General features: G+C 55.3%; 12 protein-coding genes and 1 pseudogene. 9 read left to right on the top strand and 4 right to left on the bottom strand.

All coding sequences use genetic code 11. The features are described 5' to 3' along the window. Positions 1-39: 39 nt before the first annotated feature. Positions 40-657, bottom strand: a complete 618-nt coding sequence (locus AC07O2_RS22155; protein ID WP_495234403.1) for a TetR/AcrR family transcriptional regulator — start codon at positions 655-657, stop codon at positions 40-42. Between the two features lie 103 nt (positions 658-760). Here AC07O2_RS22155 and AC07O2_RS22150 point away from each other — a divergent pair, with 103 nt between their 5' ends. Further along, positions 761-2,218, top strand: a complete 1,458-nt coding sequence (locus tag AC07O2_RS22150; protein ID WP_495234402.1) for an efflux transporter outer membrane subunit — start codon at positions 761-763, stop codon at positions 2,216-2,218. Between the two features lie 338 nt (positions 2,219-2,556). Here the strand turns inward: AC07O2_RS22150 and AC07O2_RS22145 are convergent. Continuing rightward, a pseudogene (locus tag AC07O2_RS22145) lies at positions 2,557-2,717 on the bottom strand (3-oxoadipyl-CoA thiolase); the annotation flags it as partial. A gap of 501 nt (positions 2,718-3,218) precedes the next feature. On the opposite strand from AC07O2_RS22145, the gene AC07O2_RS22140 reads away from it, so the two are divergent. Continuing rightward, a complete protein-coding gene (locus tag AC07O2_RS22140) occupies positions 3,219-3,965 on the top strand; it encodes an SDR family NAD(P)-dependent oxidoreductase (protein WP_495097807.1) in 747 nt (248 codons plus the stop codon). Positions 3,966-4,019: 54 nt separating this feature from the next. After that, a complete protein-coding gene (locus AC07O2_RS22135; RefSeq protein ID WP_495097898.1) occupies positions 4,020-4,232 on the top strand; it encodes a hypothetical protein in 213 nt (70 codons plus the stop codon). A 441-nt stretch (positions 4,233-4,673) separates the two neighbouring features. Here the strand turns inward: AC07O2_RS22135 and AC07O2_RS22130 are convergent, their stop codons facing one another. Then, entirely contained in the window at positions 4,674-5,303 is a 630-nt protein-coding gene (locus AC07O2_RS22130; RefSeq protein ID WP_495234401.1) for a response regulator, read from the bottom strand. Further along, positions 5,300-6,874 (bottom strand): PAS domain-containing sensor histidine kinase, encoded by a 1,575-nt coding sequence (locus tag AC07O2_RS22125; RefSeq protein WP_495234400.1) that lies wholly within the window; start codon positions 6,872-6,874, stop codon positions 5,300-5,302. Before AC07O2_RS22125 ends, AC07O2_RS22130 begins: the two co-directional genes overlap by 4 nt. Positions 6,875-7,260: 386 nt before the next feature. On the opposite strand from AC07O2_RS22125, the gene AC07O2_RS22120 reads away from it, so the two are divergent. The 6 genes from AC07O2_RS22120 to AC07O2_RS22095 form a co-directional block, all read left to right on the top strand. Further along, positions 7,261-10,932: a PAS domain-containing protein gene (locus tag AC07O2_RS22120; RefSeq protein ID WP_495234399.1), complete on the top strand. Its 3,672-nt coding sequence runs from the start codon at positions 7,261-7,263 to the stop codon at positions 10,930-10,932. A 246-nt stretch (positions 10,933-11,178) separates the two neighbouring features. Beyond that, positions 11,179-12,348 (top strand): methyl-accepting chemotaxis protein, encoded by a 1,170-nt coding sequence (locus AC07O2_RS22115; protein WP_495234398.1) that lies wholly within the window; start codon positions 11,179-11,181, stop codon positions 12,346-12,348. A 9-nt stretch (positions 12,349-12,357) separates the two neighbouring features. After that, a complete protein-coding gene (locus AC07O2_RS22110; protein ID WP_495097802.1) occupies positions 12,358-12,726 on the top strand; it encodes a response regulator in 369 nt (122 codons plus the stop codon). 35 nt (positions 12,727-12,761) lie between these two features. Continuing rightward, the gene (locus tag AC07O2_RS22105; RefSeq protein WP_495097801.1) at positions 12,762-13,085 is read left to right on the top strand and encodes an STAS domain-containing protein; all 324 of its coding nucleotides are present in this window, start codon (positions 12,762-12,764) and stop codon (positions 13,083-13,085) included. A 4-nt stretch (positions 13,086-13,089) separates the two neighbouring features. Further along, positions 13,090-15,297, top strand: coding sequence for a chemotaxis protein CheA (locus AC07O2_RS22100; RefSeq protein WP_495234397.1), 2,208 nt, complete (start codon positions 13,090-13,092; stop codon positions 15,295-15,297). A gap of 85 nt (positions 15,298-15,382) precedes the next feature. Then, positions 15,383-17,265, top strand: a 1,883-nt coding sequence (locus AC07O2_RS22095; RefSeq protein WP_495234396.1) for an MCP four helix bundle domain-containing protein, incomplete at its 3' end; no start/stop codon positions are given.

Genomic DNA, 17,265 nt, shown 5'->3' with positions numbered 1-17,265 from the left:
TGACTAATATTGTCAATAGTCACAAACAATTTAGTCTTCTTATGGCGACAGACTGCGCAGCACCAAGCTGGAAAGTTGGGTCGGTGCGCCTGCGGCGTAATCCAAGCTGTGCTGCAGCAACACCGGATTCAGGTAGGGCCGCAGGACCAATTGGATGGCCATAGCGGTCTCATCCAGCGGCGTTTTGCGCTCGAACTCCTCGCTCTCGCGCCCTTGGCGCAGGATGTCTTGCAGGATGGCCTGGATGCGCCCCTCAAACACGCGTACCGCCTCCCAGTGTTCGCTGGCGGCCGAGGCCGCAATGTCATGCAGCTTGCGGTTTTCAAAGAACAGGCGAAGGCTGGACTCGACCACGGCTTTGAACATACGCCTCAGCTTTTCGGGGGCGCGGTCGGCCCCGTCCACCGCCGCCATGACATCTGCTTCGATCTGCTGCAGGCAATTTGCACAAATCACTTCGCCGATGGCTTGCTTGGATTCGAAGAACTTGTAGATGTAGGCCTTGGAAAAGCCGATGGCTTTGGCGAGATCGGAGACTGTCGTCTTCTCGTAGCCATACAGGCGGAAGTGGTCGGTGGCCGCGGTGACGATCTGGTCCCGCACATCGTGATCGACCGGGCCGCGCCCCGTGCTCGCCGGAGTAGTTGCTTTATTCATATCCAACAGCTTAACCCTTGTCGTAAACTTGCACAACCAGTGACCATATTGTAATATAGTCACAATCCATTTATTCAATCCATCCACTTCGCGGAAGATGCCCATGCTAAAACGCACTCTCCTCATGCTGGCCATCGCCAGTCTTTCAGCCGGTTGCGCCGTCGGGCCGGACTATGCCCGACCCGACACGCCCATGCCAGATCGCTACCTGGGTGAAACGGCAGTCGCGCAACGGCATGCCAGCACGACAGCTGACCTGATTGTGTGGTGGGAGGGCTTTGGCGACCCGCAGCTGACCCGCTTTGTCACGCTGGCACTGGAGCAGAATCTGGACCTCGCGCAGGCGTCTACCCGCGTCGCCCAAGTGCGCGCCGGGCTCGGCGCCGCGAATGCCGCGTTGCTGCCTTCCGGCACCATCAGCGCCCAGGGTACCCGGGCTTACCAATCGGTTGAAACGCCATTGGGGCAGGTCTTGAATACAAGACCTGGGTTGGACCGTTATGGCAATGCCTATGAGGCCAACCTGGGCCTCGGATGGGAGCTGGACCTGTTCGGTGGCCTGCGCCGCGAACGGGAGGCGGCCGTTGCCGAATACCAGGCATCGGAAGCCGGCGCGGCGGCAACACGCCTGGCGGTGGCGGCACAAACTGCCGATGTCTATATCGGCATCCGCGGACTGCAAACCCGCCTCGAGATTGCCCGGAAGCAGGTGCAGACACAGCAAGACCTGCTGTCCACCCTCCAACTGCTCTACAACAAGGGGCTGGCCGCCGAGCTTCAAGTGCGCCAGGTCGAAGGCGCTCTGGCCCAGGTAGGGGCATCTATACCGGTGCTTGAAGCGGGGTTGGATACCGCGATGAACGCGCTGGATGTGATGTTAGGTAAGTCGCCCGGTACATACCGGGCCGCGCTTGCCAATACAGGCACTATCCCCAGCGCCCCGCAGATTGCGTCCACCGGCTCGCCGGGCGATCTACTCCGGCGCCGACCCGACCTGATCGTGGCCGAACGCCGCCTCGCTGCGTCCAACGCGCGCATCGGCGTGGCCATCGCCGAGTATTACCCCAAGCTCTCGTTGAGCGGACTGATAGGCAGCGCAACATCGGTGTCCAGCGGCAACCTGTTCACCAGCGGCGCAAGCCAGGCCGCCGGTGTGCTGGGCCTGCGCTGGCGCCTGTTCGACTTCGGCCGCATCAACGCGCAGATCGATCTGGCCAAAGGCCGGGAGGCCGAGGCGCTGGCTGGCTATCGGCTGGCCATCCTGCATGCGACGGAAGATGTGGAAAACGCGTTTTCAGCCCTGGTAAAACGCGAGGACCAGGCCGGCATACTGGCTGGGGGCGTGGACTCGTTCAGCCGAGCCCGGGGGGCATCGTTTGCGGCGTACCAGAAAGGCGTGGTCAGCATTGTCGAAGTCCTGCAAGCCGACGAGAGCCTGCTGCGTGCCTCCGACATGCGGGCGCAAGCGCAAACCGAATCCGCACGCGCGGCGGTTGCGGCCTTCAAGGCGCTCGGCGGCGGCTGGCGCCCCCAGGAATCCGAGACTGTAGCAACCCGATAGCGCTATACGTGTCGACCAAAAATATATCTGCATGTGAATGATTCATCACACGGCTACAACATGTGGCTCAGACTTCTGAGTTAATTTCCCGGTCGATCCTCTGTAGAAAAAATTGTCTACGTCTTCTCTGTGCTCTATTTCAAATTTGAAAGGCTGCAAATCCTTATGGATACTAGGAGACTGCTGACGACTTTAATTGCACAGAATAACTGTTCTTTGTTATTAACATCGCGGCCATCGCACTGGCTTTTGGGCGTGTACTCGCCCCTCGAGGGAGTTTTTGAAATGGCTTGTCGCTGTGCCGTATGGGTTGTCCATAGTGATGCGAAGGCCAAGCAGATTCTTTCAAGAGTCAGTGCAATGCCTTGGTCCGCACCGATGCACATAGTGCTGAGTGCATAGCGCCCACCTGTGGCATGTAGGCGGTTGATGGCGGTGAGGGCTAGGAGGCGCTTGCATTCAGCGGGTGATCGATTGCAATGGCGCTGCCTCCCCGGTTCTGCTGCTATGTGCACAGAGGGATACCTTGGCGTTTGAGCTGGTGGATTTGGCATCGTTCTTCTTGGGCCAAGTGCGTATAGGCAATGGTGCAACGTTTGGGGCTGGCCGGTCACAACAGTGCATCCTATTCACTCTTGACCCAACCCTCTTTCTTTGCGTTGCACTTCGTGCTTGAATTCGCGTGATGCTGAATTCCTCCAAATACACACATCGACCAGCGGAGCGGAAGCCATTGACTTCCAGGAAGCGTGGGCCGCAGAAGGTGGGGAATCGGTTCTCACCAGTATTGCTTGCATGAAACCGAGTTCGCGCACTGTCTGACGTGAAACTGCACAGACACATTCAGAAAGTACCGGATCTCAATCGAAAATTTTCATTTTCTTTTCTTTTTCTTGATATTAGTTGTACGATGCAACCAGTTAAATCAATGACCTAAATGGGGTGAGTTGGTATGGAGGAACTTCAGCAGCAGAAAGGCTTGCCTGTGAGGCGTGGTCGCATGGCGGGACGCGTTGGATTGGTCACGGGTGGCGGCAGCGGTATTGGTCGTGCCACCGCGATCCGTATGGCGGACGAAGGCGCTGTGGCGGTTGTGATCGCTAATCGTCGTGTACATGAGGGGAGGATGGTGGCTGCCGAGTGCCGTTCTTTAGGCGTGCAATCACTGTTTGTACAAACAGATGTCACGCGGGAGGAAGATGTGGCACGGCTTATCCAAACAACTGTGGAGTGCTTCGGCAGCCTGGACGTGGCGTTCAACAATGCGGGCTTTCAGGAGCGGCGCGCTCCAATTGAGGTGCAAAACAATAGTGTGTACGACAGTGTCTTTAATGCCAATGTGCGCTCGGTATTCTTGTGCTTGAAATACCAAGTTCCGGTTATGGCCGCACAGGGTGCTGGCCGCATCGTCATCAATGCCTCGGTCAGTGGTCTGCGTAATCCTAATCCGGGTCTGTCGTTGTATTCCGCCTCCAAGGCCGCCGTGATCTCCCTGATGCGTTCGGCTGCCATGGAATGTGCGCCGCGCGGTATCCGCATTAACGCAGTGGCACCTGGGCGTGTGGTAACCGAAATGATGCTGGCGTCGGGTATCGCGGACATGTCGACCGTGGCCGCCTCCCTGCCACTGCGGCGCATGGGGAAACCAGAGGAAGTCGCCGAGGCTGTGGTCTGGCTGGCTTCGGATGAGGCTTCGTATGTGGTGGGGCATGTCTTGGCCACGGATGGTGGTTTCACCGCGTCTTGAGCAGTAGCCAGTGTTGACCTTGGGCGCCGCCGCAAATGGCCGAGCTGGAATGAGCTGAACATCGTTAGCGATGGCAGGGAGGGTTCATGTTTTCTGTTTGCAAGCGCGGAGGACACTGCCTTCGTGGCGCTCTCTGACTACGAAAGTCCGAAAACGCTAAAGTTGCAGAGGGACACAAAATCCCCTGGCGTCATCACAAAGCCATTTCGCTCGTCGGGCATTCTCTGCATCCTGGTACTGGCCGGAGCACCGCAGGGGTTTCAGTAACGCCAACATGGGAAAATTGAAAATCTTGAATCCACTATCAAGTCACGATCGCCAGATCGAAGAGGTGATCCGCGTGTTGGTGGACTACCGCGCATGACCGAAGCTCGGGTGTACAAGCATATGCGTGAACGTGTTAACGGCCTACGCGTGATGATGGCCGAGGTGTCTGCAATGCTTCTTGAAACCCATGAAGCTACGGAGAAACTTGGGTATTCAAAGTCAACGCCGCGCAGCAGGCAGCGCTGATTGGTCAACGTATATTTCTTAGGGAAATGCTGAACAAGCGACTGAATTGAAAACTGATGCGCCGATTCGGGGCAGTAAGCTGTCGCGGAGGTTTGCAGCATGTATCTTCATACAAATGAATCGGCCCTCGTAGGGCCTAAGAATTGCATGTGGGCTTGTTCTGGATTCTCTTGTTCTTTATCAGAACATGGTTGTCTATTCAATCAAATTGAATTCGACAGCATAACGAACTATTTCCGAGTTATTTTGAAATCCCATCTTTTGCATTAAACGCGCCTTATGGGTACTTACGGTTTTGTTGCTAATGGCCAACTCTGCTGCTGCTTCATTCACACTGAGGCCGCGTGCCAGTAGTTTGAGAATATGAAACTCCCGTTCGGAAAGTAGCTCATGTGGAGGTCGCTGTGTGTTGCCACTACCTTCGAATACCATTTTTTCTGCCAACACTGGATCGATGAAGCGTCCGCCTAAGGTTACTTTGCGCATCGCCGCCAGCAAAATATGAGGGTGGCTGTCCTTGGTCAAATAACCGGAGGCGCCTGCCGTTAAGGCTCTGCGGGCAATTTGTGCTTCGTTGTGCATACTCAGTACCAAGATTGGCGGTGCTCCATCTTGCACGCGAATGCGACTTATCAAATCGGCACCATTGATGCCTGGCATTGTCATGTCAAGCAATACTAAATCCAGTCCCCCCGCACGCACCGCGTCAAGCACTTGCCCGCCGTCTACTGCCTCTGCGACAACGTCCACCTCTCTGCTCAACGCAAATAATTGTTTCAAGCCTTCGCGTACCAAGGTGTGATCATCTGCAATCAATATTTTCATGCTGCTTCATACATTATTTTAGGAATGGGGAAATGCACTTGTATGGCCGTGGCGTGGCCTGGGGCGCTTGATATGCAAAGGTCCCCCCCCAGCATAAGTGCTCGCTCCCGGATGCTGAGTAGGCCAAATGATTTTTCTTTGCGTATGGCCGGATCAAAGCCTTGGCCATTGTCCCGCACCTCAAGTAGGTAGTTGCCTGCATTGCGTTTCAAGGTCACCTTTACTTGGTCGGCTTGAGCATGTCTTCCGATGTTGGTGAGAGATTCTTGCACGATGCGAAAGAGGGCAGTGGCGCTCTTATCGTCTAGATGGATCTCTGTATCGGTGATGTGCAGATTGCATTGCAGTCCCGTTTTTTCGGAGTACTCGCCTACGAGCCACTCTAGCGCAAATATGATCCCCATATCGAGTGCAGCCGGGCGTAGCGATGTCACCACGTTGCGAACTACTTTGATGGTGGAATCCACCATTGCGATTAAGCGTTGTGTTCTTTCCCGTAACGCGGGGTTATCGCCGCCGAACTGGAGATTTATTACGGAAACACCCATACGCAATGCCAGAAGATATTGGCCCATTTCGTCATGGATTTCGCGCGTCAGGAATTTACGCTCTTCTTCTCTCGCAAATTCGTTGCGGGCCGCCAATTGACGCAACAAACGTTGCGATTCCTCAAGGTGACTTTCCATTCGTTTGCGCTCGGTGATATCGCGGGCGACGACGACGAAACGCGATTCCTGCCCTGAGTATGTTGGTTTGCGAGACACGGAGAGTTCGAACCAGCATGTGCCATGCGTTAGAGATAATTTAAACTGCTTACCTGTTGATCCCCCGTTTTTATAAGCTTCGTTCAATGCCGACATACAAATATCTGCAGCATCAGGTGGAAGTACATCACGCACAGTTTTGCCAATGAGAATTTCTGCGGGTGCTACCAGCAAATCGGTGCGAGGAGAATGAAAATCGTAGTATCGACCATCCAGTCCCAACACGAACAACGGGTCCGGGATTGCATCAAGCGTAGCCAATAATTGGTTTTTGGATCGCTGCACCTGCATGTTGAGCTTTTCCAGCATGTTATGGGAGCGCCGCATGCGCAGAAAAAAATATAAGGTACCGAGAAGTGCGAAGCTGCCGCCACAAAGGGCTGTCCAATGCAGGCGAGAGTAGAGCACACGCTGTCGGAGTTCCGCATCTAGTTCTTTGTTGCGACGCGTCAAGTCGTCGACTTCTCGCTGCTTGCTTTCGATTGCGTAGCGCTGAGCAGGATCCATCATGCGCGTGTCCGTTTTTTCTTTGTCCACTTCGACAGCAGCATCGGATGCTTCAACGGAGCGTTGATAGGTTATTTCCGACGCGCTTGTGGTTGCGATGGAGGCGGCCTGTTTGGTCCGTGTGTAAGCCTGTTTCGTATCAGTCAGCCCGGTAGTGACATTGACCTGCGATTGCTTGTATGCATGCTGACTGTTTGCTAGGACCGAGCTGGAAACATAAAGGCTAGAGGTCCCAGTCAACGAAAACCACAACACGAGTAAAACATTGCACCTGCGGCTTCGTCCTAGAGGGTTGGACATTCCTGTAGGGGTTGGGAGGGCAGCATTATGAAAATTATCCATTCTTCAGCATGGCGGAGGGGGGCGAATTGTTTGAAGTGCCTAATGTGGCCCGTATATCGGAGCGATAACAGGGTGAGTTCTTCCCAGAGGACTCGCCGCGCGAGTTGTATATTCTCTGTTTTTGGTGCGTTGCTTTAGCTGTAAAAAATCACACAATTGCGCTCAATCGACTGTAAGGTGGTCAACGCGCATAAAGCGGATGCTAAAAAATGTGCGCTCAGCTCTATGCGGGTCGGTATGCATCGGAATTTTTTTAGGATTCGTTAGAAGTTGTTCAACAAGCGGCCATATGATCGTCCAGCGCGCGACACCCATGCGCCGAGATTTCCGATCTTTAACTGGGTTTGGAATCCTTACAATCCATCCAATCTTTGTTTCAAGAAGAAGACGAACTGATCATGACGACGCGGCCTTCTTCTCGCCTGTGGAGTTTGGCTTTCGTTTTTTCCATGCTGGCGCTTGGCATCGGGCTAGTGGCGCTTGCTCTGGTGATATGCGTCTTCTTGTTTTCTCGTTCCACCGGCGGCATGGTCGCGCTGCTCGGGCTTGTAGCCCTACCCGTTTTGAGCATGTGGCTGTTGTATGTTGCAATCGTCCGGTATACGGGGCGCGTTACTGCTTATCTGGATGCGCTGTCAACCGAAGGGGGCATTCAGTCGCCGGCTTTGCCGCCGATTCTGGAACTTTGGCGCTTAAGTGACTGGGTTATAGAGCGTCAACGCATGGAAGTAGAGTTGCGGCGTAGCGAACAGGGCTTTCGCACGCTGGTCGAGAATCTGCCTGATCCCATTTTCCGTTACGACAGCGATGGCCGCCGTACCTATGCCAGCCCGGCGGTAGAGCGCATTACCTGCAAGAAGTCGGCTCAATTGGTGGGGCATGCCCCCCAAGACGTGCCACTTGTCACCGTGCTGGAGAATGAGAAGTTGCTGCGGGATATCCGTCATGTTCTCGCTACCGGTTTGTCGATTGTGGGCGAAGTGGAATACTGGGCACCGGATGGTCGGCTCATACACTTTCAGAATCATTTTGGCCCGGAGTTTGCCGCCGATGGTTCCGTGGTGGGTGTGCTTTCGATCATGCGCGATGTCACCGAACACCGCAGTCTGGAAGACGCACTGGCCGTGCGTGAACGCAGTTTCCGTACCCTGGCGGAAAACTCGCCTGATTTCATCTGCCGTTATGACCGGGGCTGTCGTCGCCTGTATATGAATCCGGTAGTCGGCAGAATGACCGATAGGCCGGTCGAAGAGTTAATCGGCAGTTCACCCGCTGATGGCGCGCTACTGGTTTCCGAGCAAAGCCGGAACCTGATGCAAGCGATCCACCAGGTATTCGACAGCGGCGAGTCCGCATATACCGACATTGACTATGTCGACCGAGACGGTCGGCACCACGATTACCACATGCTTCTGGTACCCGAGTGGGGGGCAGAGGGGCAGGTGGAAACCGTGCTGACCCTGGCCCGCGACATCACAGCGGTGCGCGATGCCGAGCGCCGGATGTCCCGGTTTTTGTTCAAGATGCCCGGTTTTGCCTATTCCCTGCGCGTCTCGCCCGAAGGCCATTTCAGTATGCCCTTCGCCAGCGCTGGCATCAATGAACTTTATGGACTGCAGCCCGCAGATGTACGGGACGACATAGCATCACTGCTGAAAATGACGAGCCTCGAAGACCTGCACCGAGTCAAGAGCGCCTATGCGGATGCAGCCTACACGATGGCGCCGATCCAGGTGGAGTATCGCGTGCGGCGCCCTGGCTGGCCAGAGCGCTGGCTGGAGACGCGCTGTACCCCCGAGCGCGAAGCCAACGGCGGTCTCCTTTGGCACGGCATTGCGCTGGAAATTACCGAGCGCAAGCGCATGGAACAGGTGCTCGCTATCCGCGAGCGGGAATTCCGTACCCTGGCCGAGAACCTGCCTGACCATATTGTTCGCTACGACCACCAACTCCGCGTGCAGTACGCCAATCCGGCGATGGCATCGGGTGTTGCCGCGGACCTCCTACCGGTACGGGGCAACACGGTTTGTGACGTCGAAGAGGCGGCTGCATACCGGAGCCTACTTGAATGCGTCATGGCCACGGGCGAGCCTGCCGAGTTGGAGCTTCCAGTGTCGCACCCCAACGGTGAAATCCGTGTTCACCATGTCCGCATGGTCGCTGAGTACGACGATGATCAGGTCGTCGGTGTGCTGACCATTGGGCGTGATGTGAGTGAGCGCGCGAAGGCCGAGCAAACCATCCGTAATCTGAGCGCCGACTGGAAGGCCACCTTGCAGGCCCTTCCTGATTTGCTGTTTGAAACGGATATAAACGGCACCTACCTTCAGGTATGGGCGCACACACCTGAGTTATTGGCGCAGCGCAAAGAACTTTTGCTTGGGCGCACTTGCGCCGAAGTTCTGGCTCCTGATGCGACAGCGGTCGTCATGGCGGCACTGCGCGAAGCGCATGAGACCGGTACGTCTTATGGTCAGGTCATGCGCCTGGCACTTCCTGATGGCGAGCACTGGTTTGAATTGTCCATTTCCAGGAAAGCCCACCCCCAAGCGGATGGCCCTCGTTTCATCCTGCTTTCGCGAGATATTAGCGAACGCAAGAATACCGAACGTGCTCTTGAGGAAGCCCGCAACCGTTTGCTCGGTGTGCTTCAGAGTATTCCCGATCTTGTCTGGCTGAAGGATGTGGACGGACGGTATCTTGTGTGCAACCATGCATTCGAGCATTTTTTTGGTGCACCAGAGGCGGAGATTATTGGTAAGACCGATTATGAATTCGTTGATCCCACGTTGGCCGACTTCTTTCGCAGCAAGGATAGGGCGGCAATGGAGGCGGGTTGTGTTTGCCTGAACGAAGAATGGGTCACCATGGCAGACGATGGTCGTCGGGCGCTACTCGAAACTCGCAAGGTGCCTTTGTACGCATCCAATGGTGAGGCCGTTGGCGTGTTGGGTATCGGGCGGGATGTCACCGAACGCAAGCGCCTTGAGTCCGAGCTGGTCCGTCGGGAAAGTGAGTTTCGCTCCCTGGTCGAAAACTCTCCCGATGTCATCGTCCGTTACGATGTAGAAGGTCGTCGCATCTACTGCAATCCATCCTATTCGGGTGTATCGGGCGTGCCCGGTGCAGAACTCCTGGGCAAGACCATGGCCGAATACTTCCCCTTTCCAGCGGATATTGCCAGCACCTACAGCGATTTGGTCCGGCAGGTGATTGACAGCGCACAAGTCGGCGAATTGGAACTGAACTGGCGTCAAGAGGACGTTCCTGTCTGTTTTCATATCCGTGTCAATCCTGAATTCGACGCCACTGGCCGGGTGATGAGCGTACTAGCGGTCGGGCGCAATGTTTCCACTCTTAAGCAAGCCGAGGAGCGTTTGCGCAAGTCTCACGATATCCTGCGCGCGTTGGCGGCGCACCAGGAAACGGAGCATGAAAAAGAACGTCAGGACCTAGCCCACCAAATTCACGAAGATTTGGCCCAGAATCTCTCGGCGCTACGCATGAACCTTGCATTGTTTGAGATGAGTGGTGACGTCAGCCTGCTATCCGCGATGCGTGGCATCGCGAATAGCAGCATTGCCCGAATTCGGGATATTGTTTCAATGCTGCGCCCTACCGTGCTTGATTTGGGGCTGATCCCTGCGCTGCGCTGGCTGAGCGATGATTTCAAGGGCATTGGGCTGCAGTTCGAGCTGGATCTGCAGGAGGATATTCAGCTGTGCGGAGAGGTATCCGTCTTCTTGTTTCGTGCTGCGCAGGCAGTCCTTATTAACGTGGTTTTGCATGCTGTCGCGACGCGGGTCCATATGTTGTTCCAAGCTAGCTCCGATCTCTGTTGCCTGACAGTCCGAGACAATGGCTGCGGCTTCGACACCAGTGCACCGCGCTCTGAAAAAGCCTTCGGCCTGATAGGTTTATCCGAGCAGGCACGTCATTTGGGCGGAGAACTCTCGATTGACTCCGCACCCGGCATGGGCACCGTGGTGAAGATCCGTGTTCCGTGTCGGACATAAAGTCCACAGCATGCGGGATGATCCTGCTAATCGCTGCTGATGGGGAGCCGGCAGGTCTGATTCGAAGGTTTTCTGGGTGATGCAAGCTCATCATTCGGAATGCCCTGATATTTTCTAAGCATTTCCTTACACTCAAATCAAGAGTGCCTGATAGCGCATTCTTTTGAGTTCGTTCATCCTCCGCATTTGGGGGTTGTCCGACAGCCCCACTAAACGACCACGTAAGGTAATGGGGACTGGACGAGCATGCGAATGAAGGTAAGTGGGCGTGGTTATTACAAGGCGATGCTGCCCTGTTTTTTGTGTGGTGCTGTAGGTGTAATCGCCCCTTGGGCACCTGCCGGCATCTCGCCGCTGGTTCTGACGGCTGGCGTAGCCGTGGTCACGGTTGTTTCGGCTTGGTGGGCGGTCCGGCTAAGCAAAGCGGTGAATCGGTACCAGCAGACAAAGATTCGGGCCCAGTCTATTGATGGCTTGAAGCAGCTGTGCATGGAAGTCCTGCCCATCTGGTCGAGCCAGATCGAGATGGCGCGTGACCAGACCGAGCAAGGCATCAATGATTTGGCAACCCGCTTTGCGAACCTGTCCCAGCGCCTCGAAGCCGCGGTATGCGCATCACACGTCAGCGCGGATGGTGACGGTGCAACCAAAAGCATCGTGACACTTTTGATCGCCAGTCAGACCGAACTCAACTCCATCGTCGCCTCACTTCGCCTCAGTCTCAAGGAAAAAGACGAGCTTCTACACGAGGTGCAAGGACTTTCCCGCTTTACCGAAGCGCTCCAGCAAATGGCGAAAGACGTAGGCGCCATCGCCCAGCAGACAAATTTATTGGCTATCAATGCCGCCATTGAGGCGGCGCGTGCTGGCGCAGTGGGGCGTGGTTTTGCCGTGGTCGCCACGGAGGTGCGCATGCTGTCCCAGCAGTCAGGCGAAACTGGAAAGCGGATCGCTGACACCGTTGAAACAGTCAATAAGGCGATAGCTAACACGCTCAAGATATCCAACCAATACGCTGAGCAGGATGCGCAGATGGTGTCCCATTCGGAAGGGGTGATCGAGCGCGTGCTGGGGCAGTTTCGTGGCACGGCGACCGACCTGGACGAATCTGCCCAGGTATTGCGCCAGGAGAGTCAACTCATCCAGGGTGAGATCAGCGAAGTGCTGGTGGCGCTCCAGTTCCAGGACCGTGTCAGCCAGATGCTCAGCCATGTCCGGAACGACCAGGACAAGCTGAGCGTCGCGCTGGACGAGAGCGCAAAAAATCTCGCCGTAGGCGTCATGCCGCAGCCCGTGGATTCCGTCGCCTGGCTGGAAGCGCTCGCCAGTACGTACACCACGCAGGAGCAGTATGCGGCGCACAGTGGCGGTAGCGGACAGGCTCCAGCAAGTTCAACCGAAATTACTTTTTTCTAGGAGATAGATGTGGCCAAGACCATTTTGATCGTGGATGACTCCGCCTCTTTGCGGCAGGTCGTCAGTATTGCCCTCAAGGGGGCTGGCTACGATGTCATCGAAGGCTGTGATGGTCGTGATGCCTTGGGCAAACTCAAGGGTCAGAAAGTCCACCTCATCATTAGTGACGTCAACATGCCCAATATGGACGGCATTACTTTTGTCACCGAAGTCAAGAAGTTGCCTGCCTACAAATTTACACCCATCATCATGTTGACCACCGAAGCGGGTGAAGCTAAAAAAATGGCAGGCCAGGCTGCAGGAGCAAGGGCATGGGTGGTCAAACCCTTTCAGCCCGCGCAAATGCTGGCCGCAGTCGCGAAACTGATCTTGCCCTGAGCGGCATGCAGCCATCCAATCCTGAGGAGCTCTGCATGGAAGTGACCGTGGAACTTGCCGCGGACGGCCTATCTCGCATCACCATAGTCGGTGAGATGACGATCTACAACGCTATGGAGTTGAAAGACAAGCTCCTGCTCTCGTTGGCACAGTGCGAGACCGTAGAGATGAACTTGGTTGGCGTCAGCGAAATCGACTCCGCTGGCTTGCAGCTGCTGCTCATGCTCAAGACCGAAGCGGCGGTGCGCAATAAGACCCTGAGTATTACCAGTCATAGCCCGGCGGTACTGGATGTATTGGACCTCTGCGAGCTTGAAGGTTTTTTTGGCGACAACGTTCTGGTCTATCCACAGAAATAACAACATGAATTTCGACGACGCATTACAGACCTTTATCGCCGAATGCCGTGACCTGCTGGAGCATATGGAAGAGGCGTTGTTGTGCATTGAGCAAACCCCGGACGATGCCGACACCATTAACGCTATTTTTCGTGCAGCACATACCATTAAAGGCTCGGCTGGTTTGTTTGGGTTGGACGGCATCGTCGCCTTTACCCATGTGGCCGAGAGCGTGCTCGATAGGGTGCGTAGCAATGAACTGCTGGTAAGCCCGGAACTGGTGGCGTTGCTGCTCCAAAGTGGCGACCATATGAGTGCACTGGTGGACAACATCGCTATGGGCGGCGAGCTTGCTGGGGCAGTCGCTGAGCAAGGTCTGTCCTTGATTGAACAGCTGGGTTCGTATTTAGATGACGAGCTTGCGGTGGATGTAACTCCTGCCGCCGCTGTGCCTGCTGAATACGTGCCGCCATATACCGCCCAGGGAGGAGGCGAGGTGGAAACCGACCATTGGCACCTGTCGCTGCGCTTTGGACGGGATGTGCTGAAGAACGGTATGGACCCGCTGTCCTTCATCCGTTACCTTGGAACACTGGGGGAAATTGTTCATATCGTCACGTTGACAAGTGGGATTCCACCCGCTGTCGAGATGGACCCTGAAAGCTGTTATCTTGGATTCGAGATTGGCTTCAAGAGCCAGGTCGACAAGGCGGCCATCGAAGGCGTGTTTGAGTTTGTGCGTGAAGATTGCCGCATCCGTATCCTTCCACCACACAGCAAGATTACAGAGTACTCAAACCTGATCTTTGAGCTGCCACAGGAGCAAGACATCCTGCTCGGCGATATGTTGGTACGCTGCGGCACATTGACGCAGAATGAGTTGGATACCGCACTACGCATTCAAAAGGCCCAGGGCCAAATGCCGGGCCAAACCCAGCGCCCGATTGGCGAAGTGCTGATAGGCGAACACATGGTGCAGCCACCGGTAGTAGACGCCGCGCTGGAAAAACAAAAACAGCGTAAAAACAACAAGGTCGCCGAAGCCAACCTTATCCGGGTGGATGCAGACAAGCTTGACGCCCTGATCAATCTCGTAGGTGAACTCATCATTGCCGGAGCCGGTGCCAGTCTCGCGGCTCAACGTGCAGGGTTTCCTGACTTGCTGGAAGCTACCGCCACTCTTTCCAGGTTAGTGGAAGAGGTGCGTGACTCCGCGCTCAATTTGCGCATGGTGCAGATTGGCGCTACCTTCAGCCGATTTCAGCGCGTGGTTCGTGATGTCGGAAAAGAGCTGGGCAAGGACATTGAACTGGTCATCAGTGGAGCCGATACCGAGCTCGACAAAACCGTGGTCGAGCGCATTGGCGATCCGCTCACCCATCTGGTGCGCAACTCGATGGACCACGGTATTGAATCGGCCGAGGTCCGCCTGGCGCGCGGTAAATCACCCAAGGGCATGCTCAAACTCAATGCATACCACGATGCAGGCAGCATAGTGATCGAAGTCGCAGATGATGGCGGTGGCCTCAACAAGGAGCGAATTCTTAAGAAGGCCCTGGAACACGAGCTGATCACCGAAGGTCAAAATCTGAGCGATAAAGAAATACACAACCTTATTTTCGAGGCTGGTTTCTCCACCGCCGATACGGTTAGCAACTTGTCCGGACGCGGTGTCGGCATGGACGTGGTGCGCCGCAATATCACCGATTTGCGCGGCACGATAGAGCTGGACAGCACCGAAGGTCAAGGCAGCACGGTACGCATCCGCCTACCACTCACCCTGGCCATCATTGACGGCTTTCTGGTGGGGGTGGGTAATGCTGCTTATGTCATTCCGCTAGACATGGTGGTCGAATGCATCGAGCTCAGTGACGTAGAGCGCGACAGCGGCGAAAAGCGCTACCTCAATCTGCGCGGTGAAGTGCTGCCCTACTGCCGCCTGCGCGAGCACTTTGAGGTGGTGGGCGAGCCTGTACGCCGTGAGAGCATCGTGATCGTGCGCTACGGAGACCACAAAGTTGGGCTGGTGGTGGACAAGCTCATGGGCGAATACCAGACCGTCATCAAACCATTGGGCAAGGTGCTGCAACAGATCCGGGGTATCGGTGGCTTCACTATTTTGGGTAGTGGCGAAGTGGCCTTGATTCTGGACGTGCCCGGTCTTATGCGCCAGGTGGTGAGCAGTGAGGAACCAGCAGAAGAGCGGGGACGTGTGCTGGCCTTGAATCGCTAATTGCTATCAAATTAATAGCTTCTTCCGCCTATATCTATTGAGCTACAGGCATTAGGCGTGAATAAAAATTTCAAAAGGCAATTAAATGAAACTTACCGTTGCAAAAAAAATGATTCTGCTGGCCGGCTCTGCGCTGCTTGGCATTGCGGTGCTAACTGGTCTAGGTCAGCAGCAGGTTGACAAGGTGTATGAGGCTGCCAATTACGCCAACGCCAATACAGTGCCGAGCCTGGTCATTTTGGACGACTTACGCCGGAATGTTTTGCGCACCCGCCTGATGGTAGCCCGACATGTTCTGAATACCGACGATGAGAAGATGGTTGAGCTTGAGGCCAGCCTCAAAAAGAATATCGAAGGTGTTCACGATGATATCAAGAGGTATGAGAAGGATGGTTGCTTGGGAGAGTCGTGTATTTGCGACGATAAGGACAAGGAGCTGCTGCGCCAGGTGAGCAGCTTGTTTGCGGAATACGAGTCCCATATTGAACCTATCCTGGTGGAGTCCCGCAAAGGAGAGGCCGGCCTGGCAAAGGCTCGTGCCCTCATAGACAAAAGTCGTCCCGTTGCCGATAAGTTGGGTGCGGTCGTCGACGATCAGTTCCAATACAACGTGGATCTGGGAAAGAAGGGTTCCGATGAGGCAGCGGCTACCAAGGCCCATGCGCTCAATCTCGCGCTATTAGTTTCTGCCCTCACGTTGGCTGCGGTCGGCATCATCGGGTTCGCGGTCACACGAGCCTTACTGCGCCAGTTGGGTGGTGAGCCGGATGCGGTGACAGCCATTGCCAACCAGATTGCTGCAGGCGATCTGAGCGCTAAGGTCGAACTCCAGGCCGGTGACCGCGGCAGCTTGATGGCGGCGATGAAGAACATGTCGGACACGCTGCAAGGCTTGATCGCACAGATGAACCATATGTCTGCCGAACACGACAAGGGCGACATCGATGTGGCAATGGACGGCGCCAAGTTTGGTGGCTCTTTCAAGGTCATGGCCGAAGGCGTGAACACCATGGTCTTCGGCCACGTTGCGGTCAAGAAGAAAGCCATGGCTTGCATCCAGGAATTCGGTGTAGGCAATTTTGATGCACCGATGGAGAAGCTGCCTGGCAAGAAGGCATTCATCAACGACACCATTGAGCAGATACGCGGCAATCTTAAGGGACTGATTGCCGAGATGAACCATATGTCTACCGAACACGACAAGGGCGACATTGATGTCAAGATCGACGAGGGCAAGTTCAAGAATGACTTTGCATTGATGGCCAAGGGTGTCAATACCATGGTATTTGGACACATTGAAGTGAAGAAAAAGGCCATGGCCTGCGTCAAGGCGTTTGGTGAAGGTAACCTTGATGCTCCCATGGAGACGTTGCCTGGCAAGAAAGTGTTCATCAATCACACCATCGAGCAGTTGCGCGGCAACCTCAAGGGCATTGTTGGTGAAATTCAGAACATGGTTGCCTCGGCCAACATGGGAGACTTCAGTACCAAGATGCTCTTGGAAGGCAAGGCGGGCTTTACAAAGGAACTCTCCGAACTGCTCAACCAGCTCTCCGACACGGTTGACACCGCGTTCAAAGATACCATCCAGGTGGCGCAGGCGTTGGAGCATGGTGACCTGACGCAGGTCGTGACCCGCGACTACGAAGGTGCTTTCGATCAGGTTAAGCAAGCCCTTAACAACACGGTGGCCAAGCTCTCCCAAGTTATCGGTGAAGTCAACGCAGCAGCTAGCAGCATTGCTTCGGCCAGCGAACAAGTCTCAACCACGGCGCAGAGCATGAGCCAGGCCACCAGTGAACAAGCAGCGAGTGTGGAGGAAACCAGTTCTTCCATCGAACAGATGAGCGCCAGCATCAACCAAAACACCGACAACGCCAAGGTCACAGACGGCATGGCTTCGCAAGCGGCCAAACAGGCGGTGGAGGGTGGAGCAGCCGTGAAAGACACCGTGGCAGCGATGAAGAG

This window comes from Rhodoferax sp. GW821-FHT10B06, from assembly GCF_059415605.1.
Note: the sequence above shows the minus strand (reverse complement) of the source record. Positions and strands in the feature narration are given on the sequence as shown.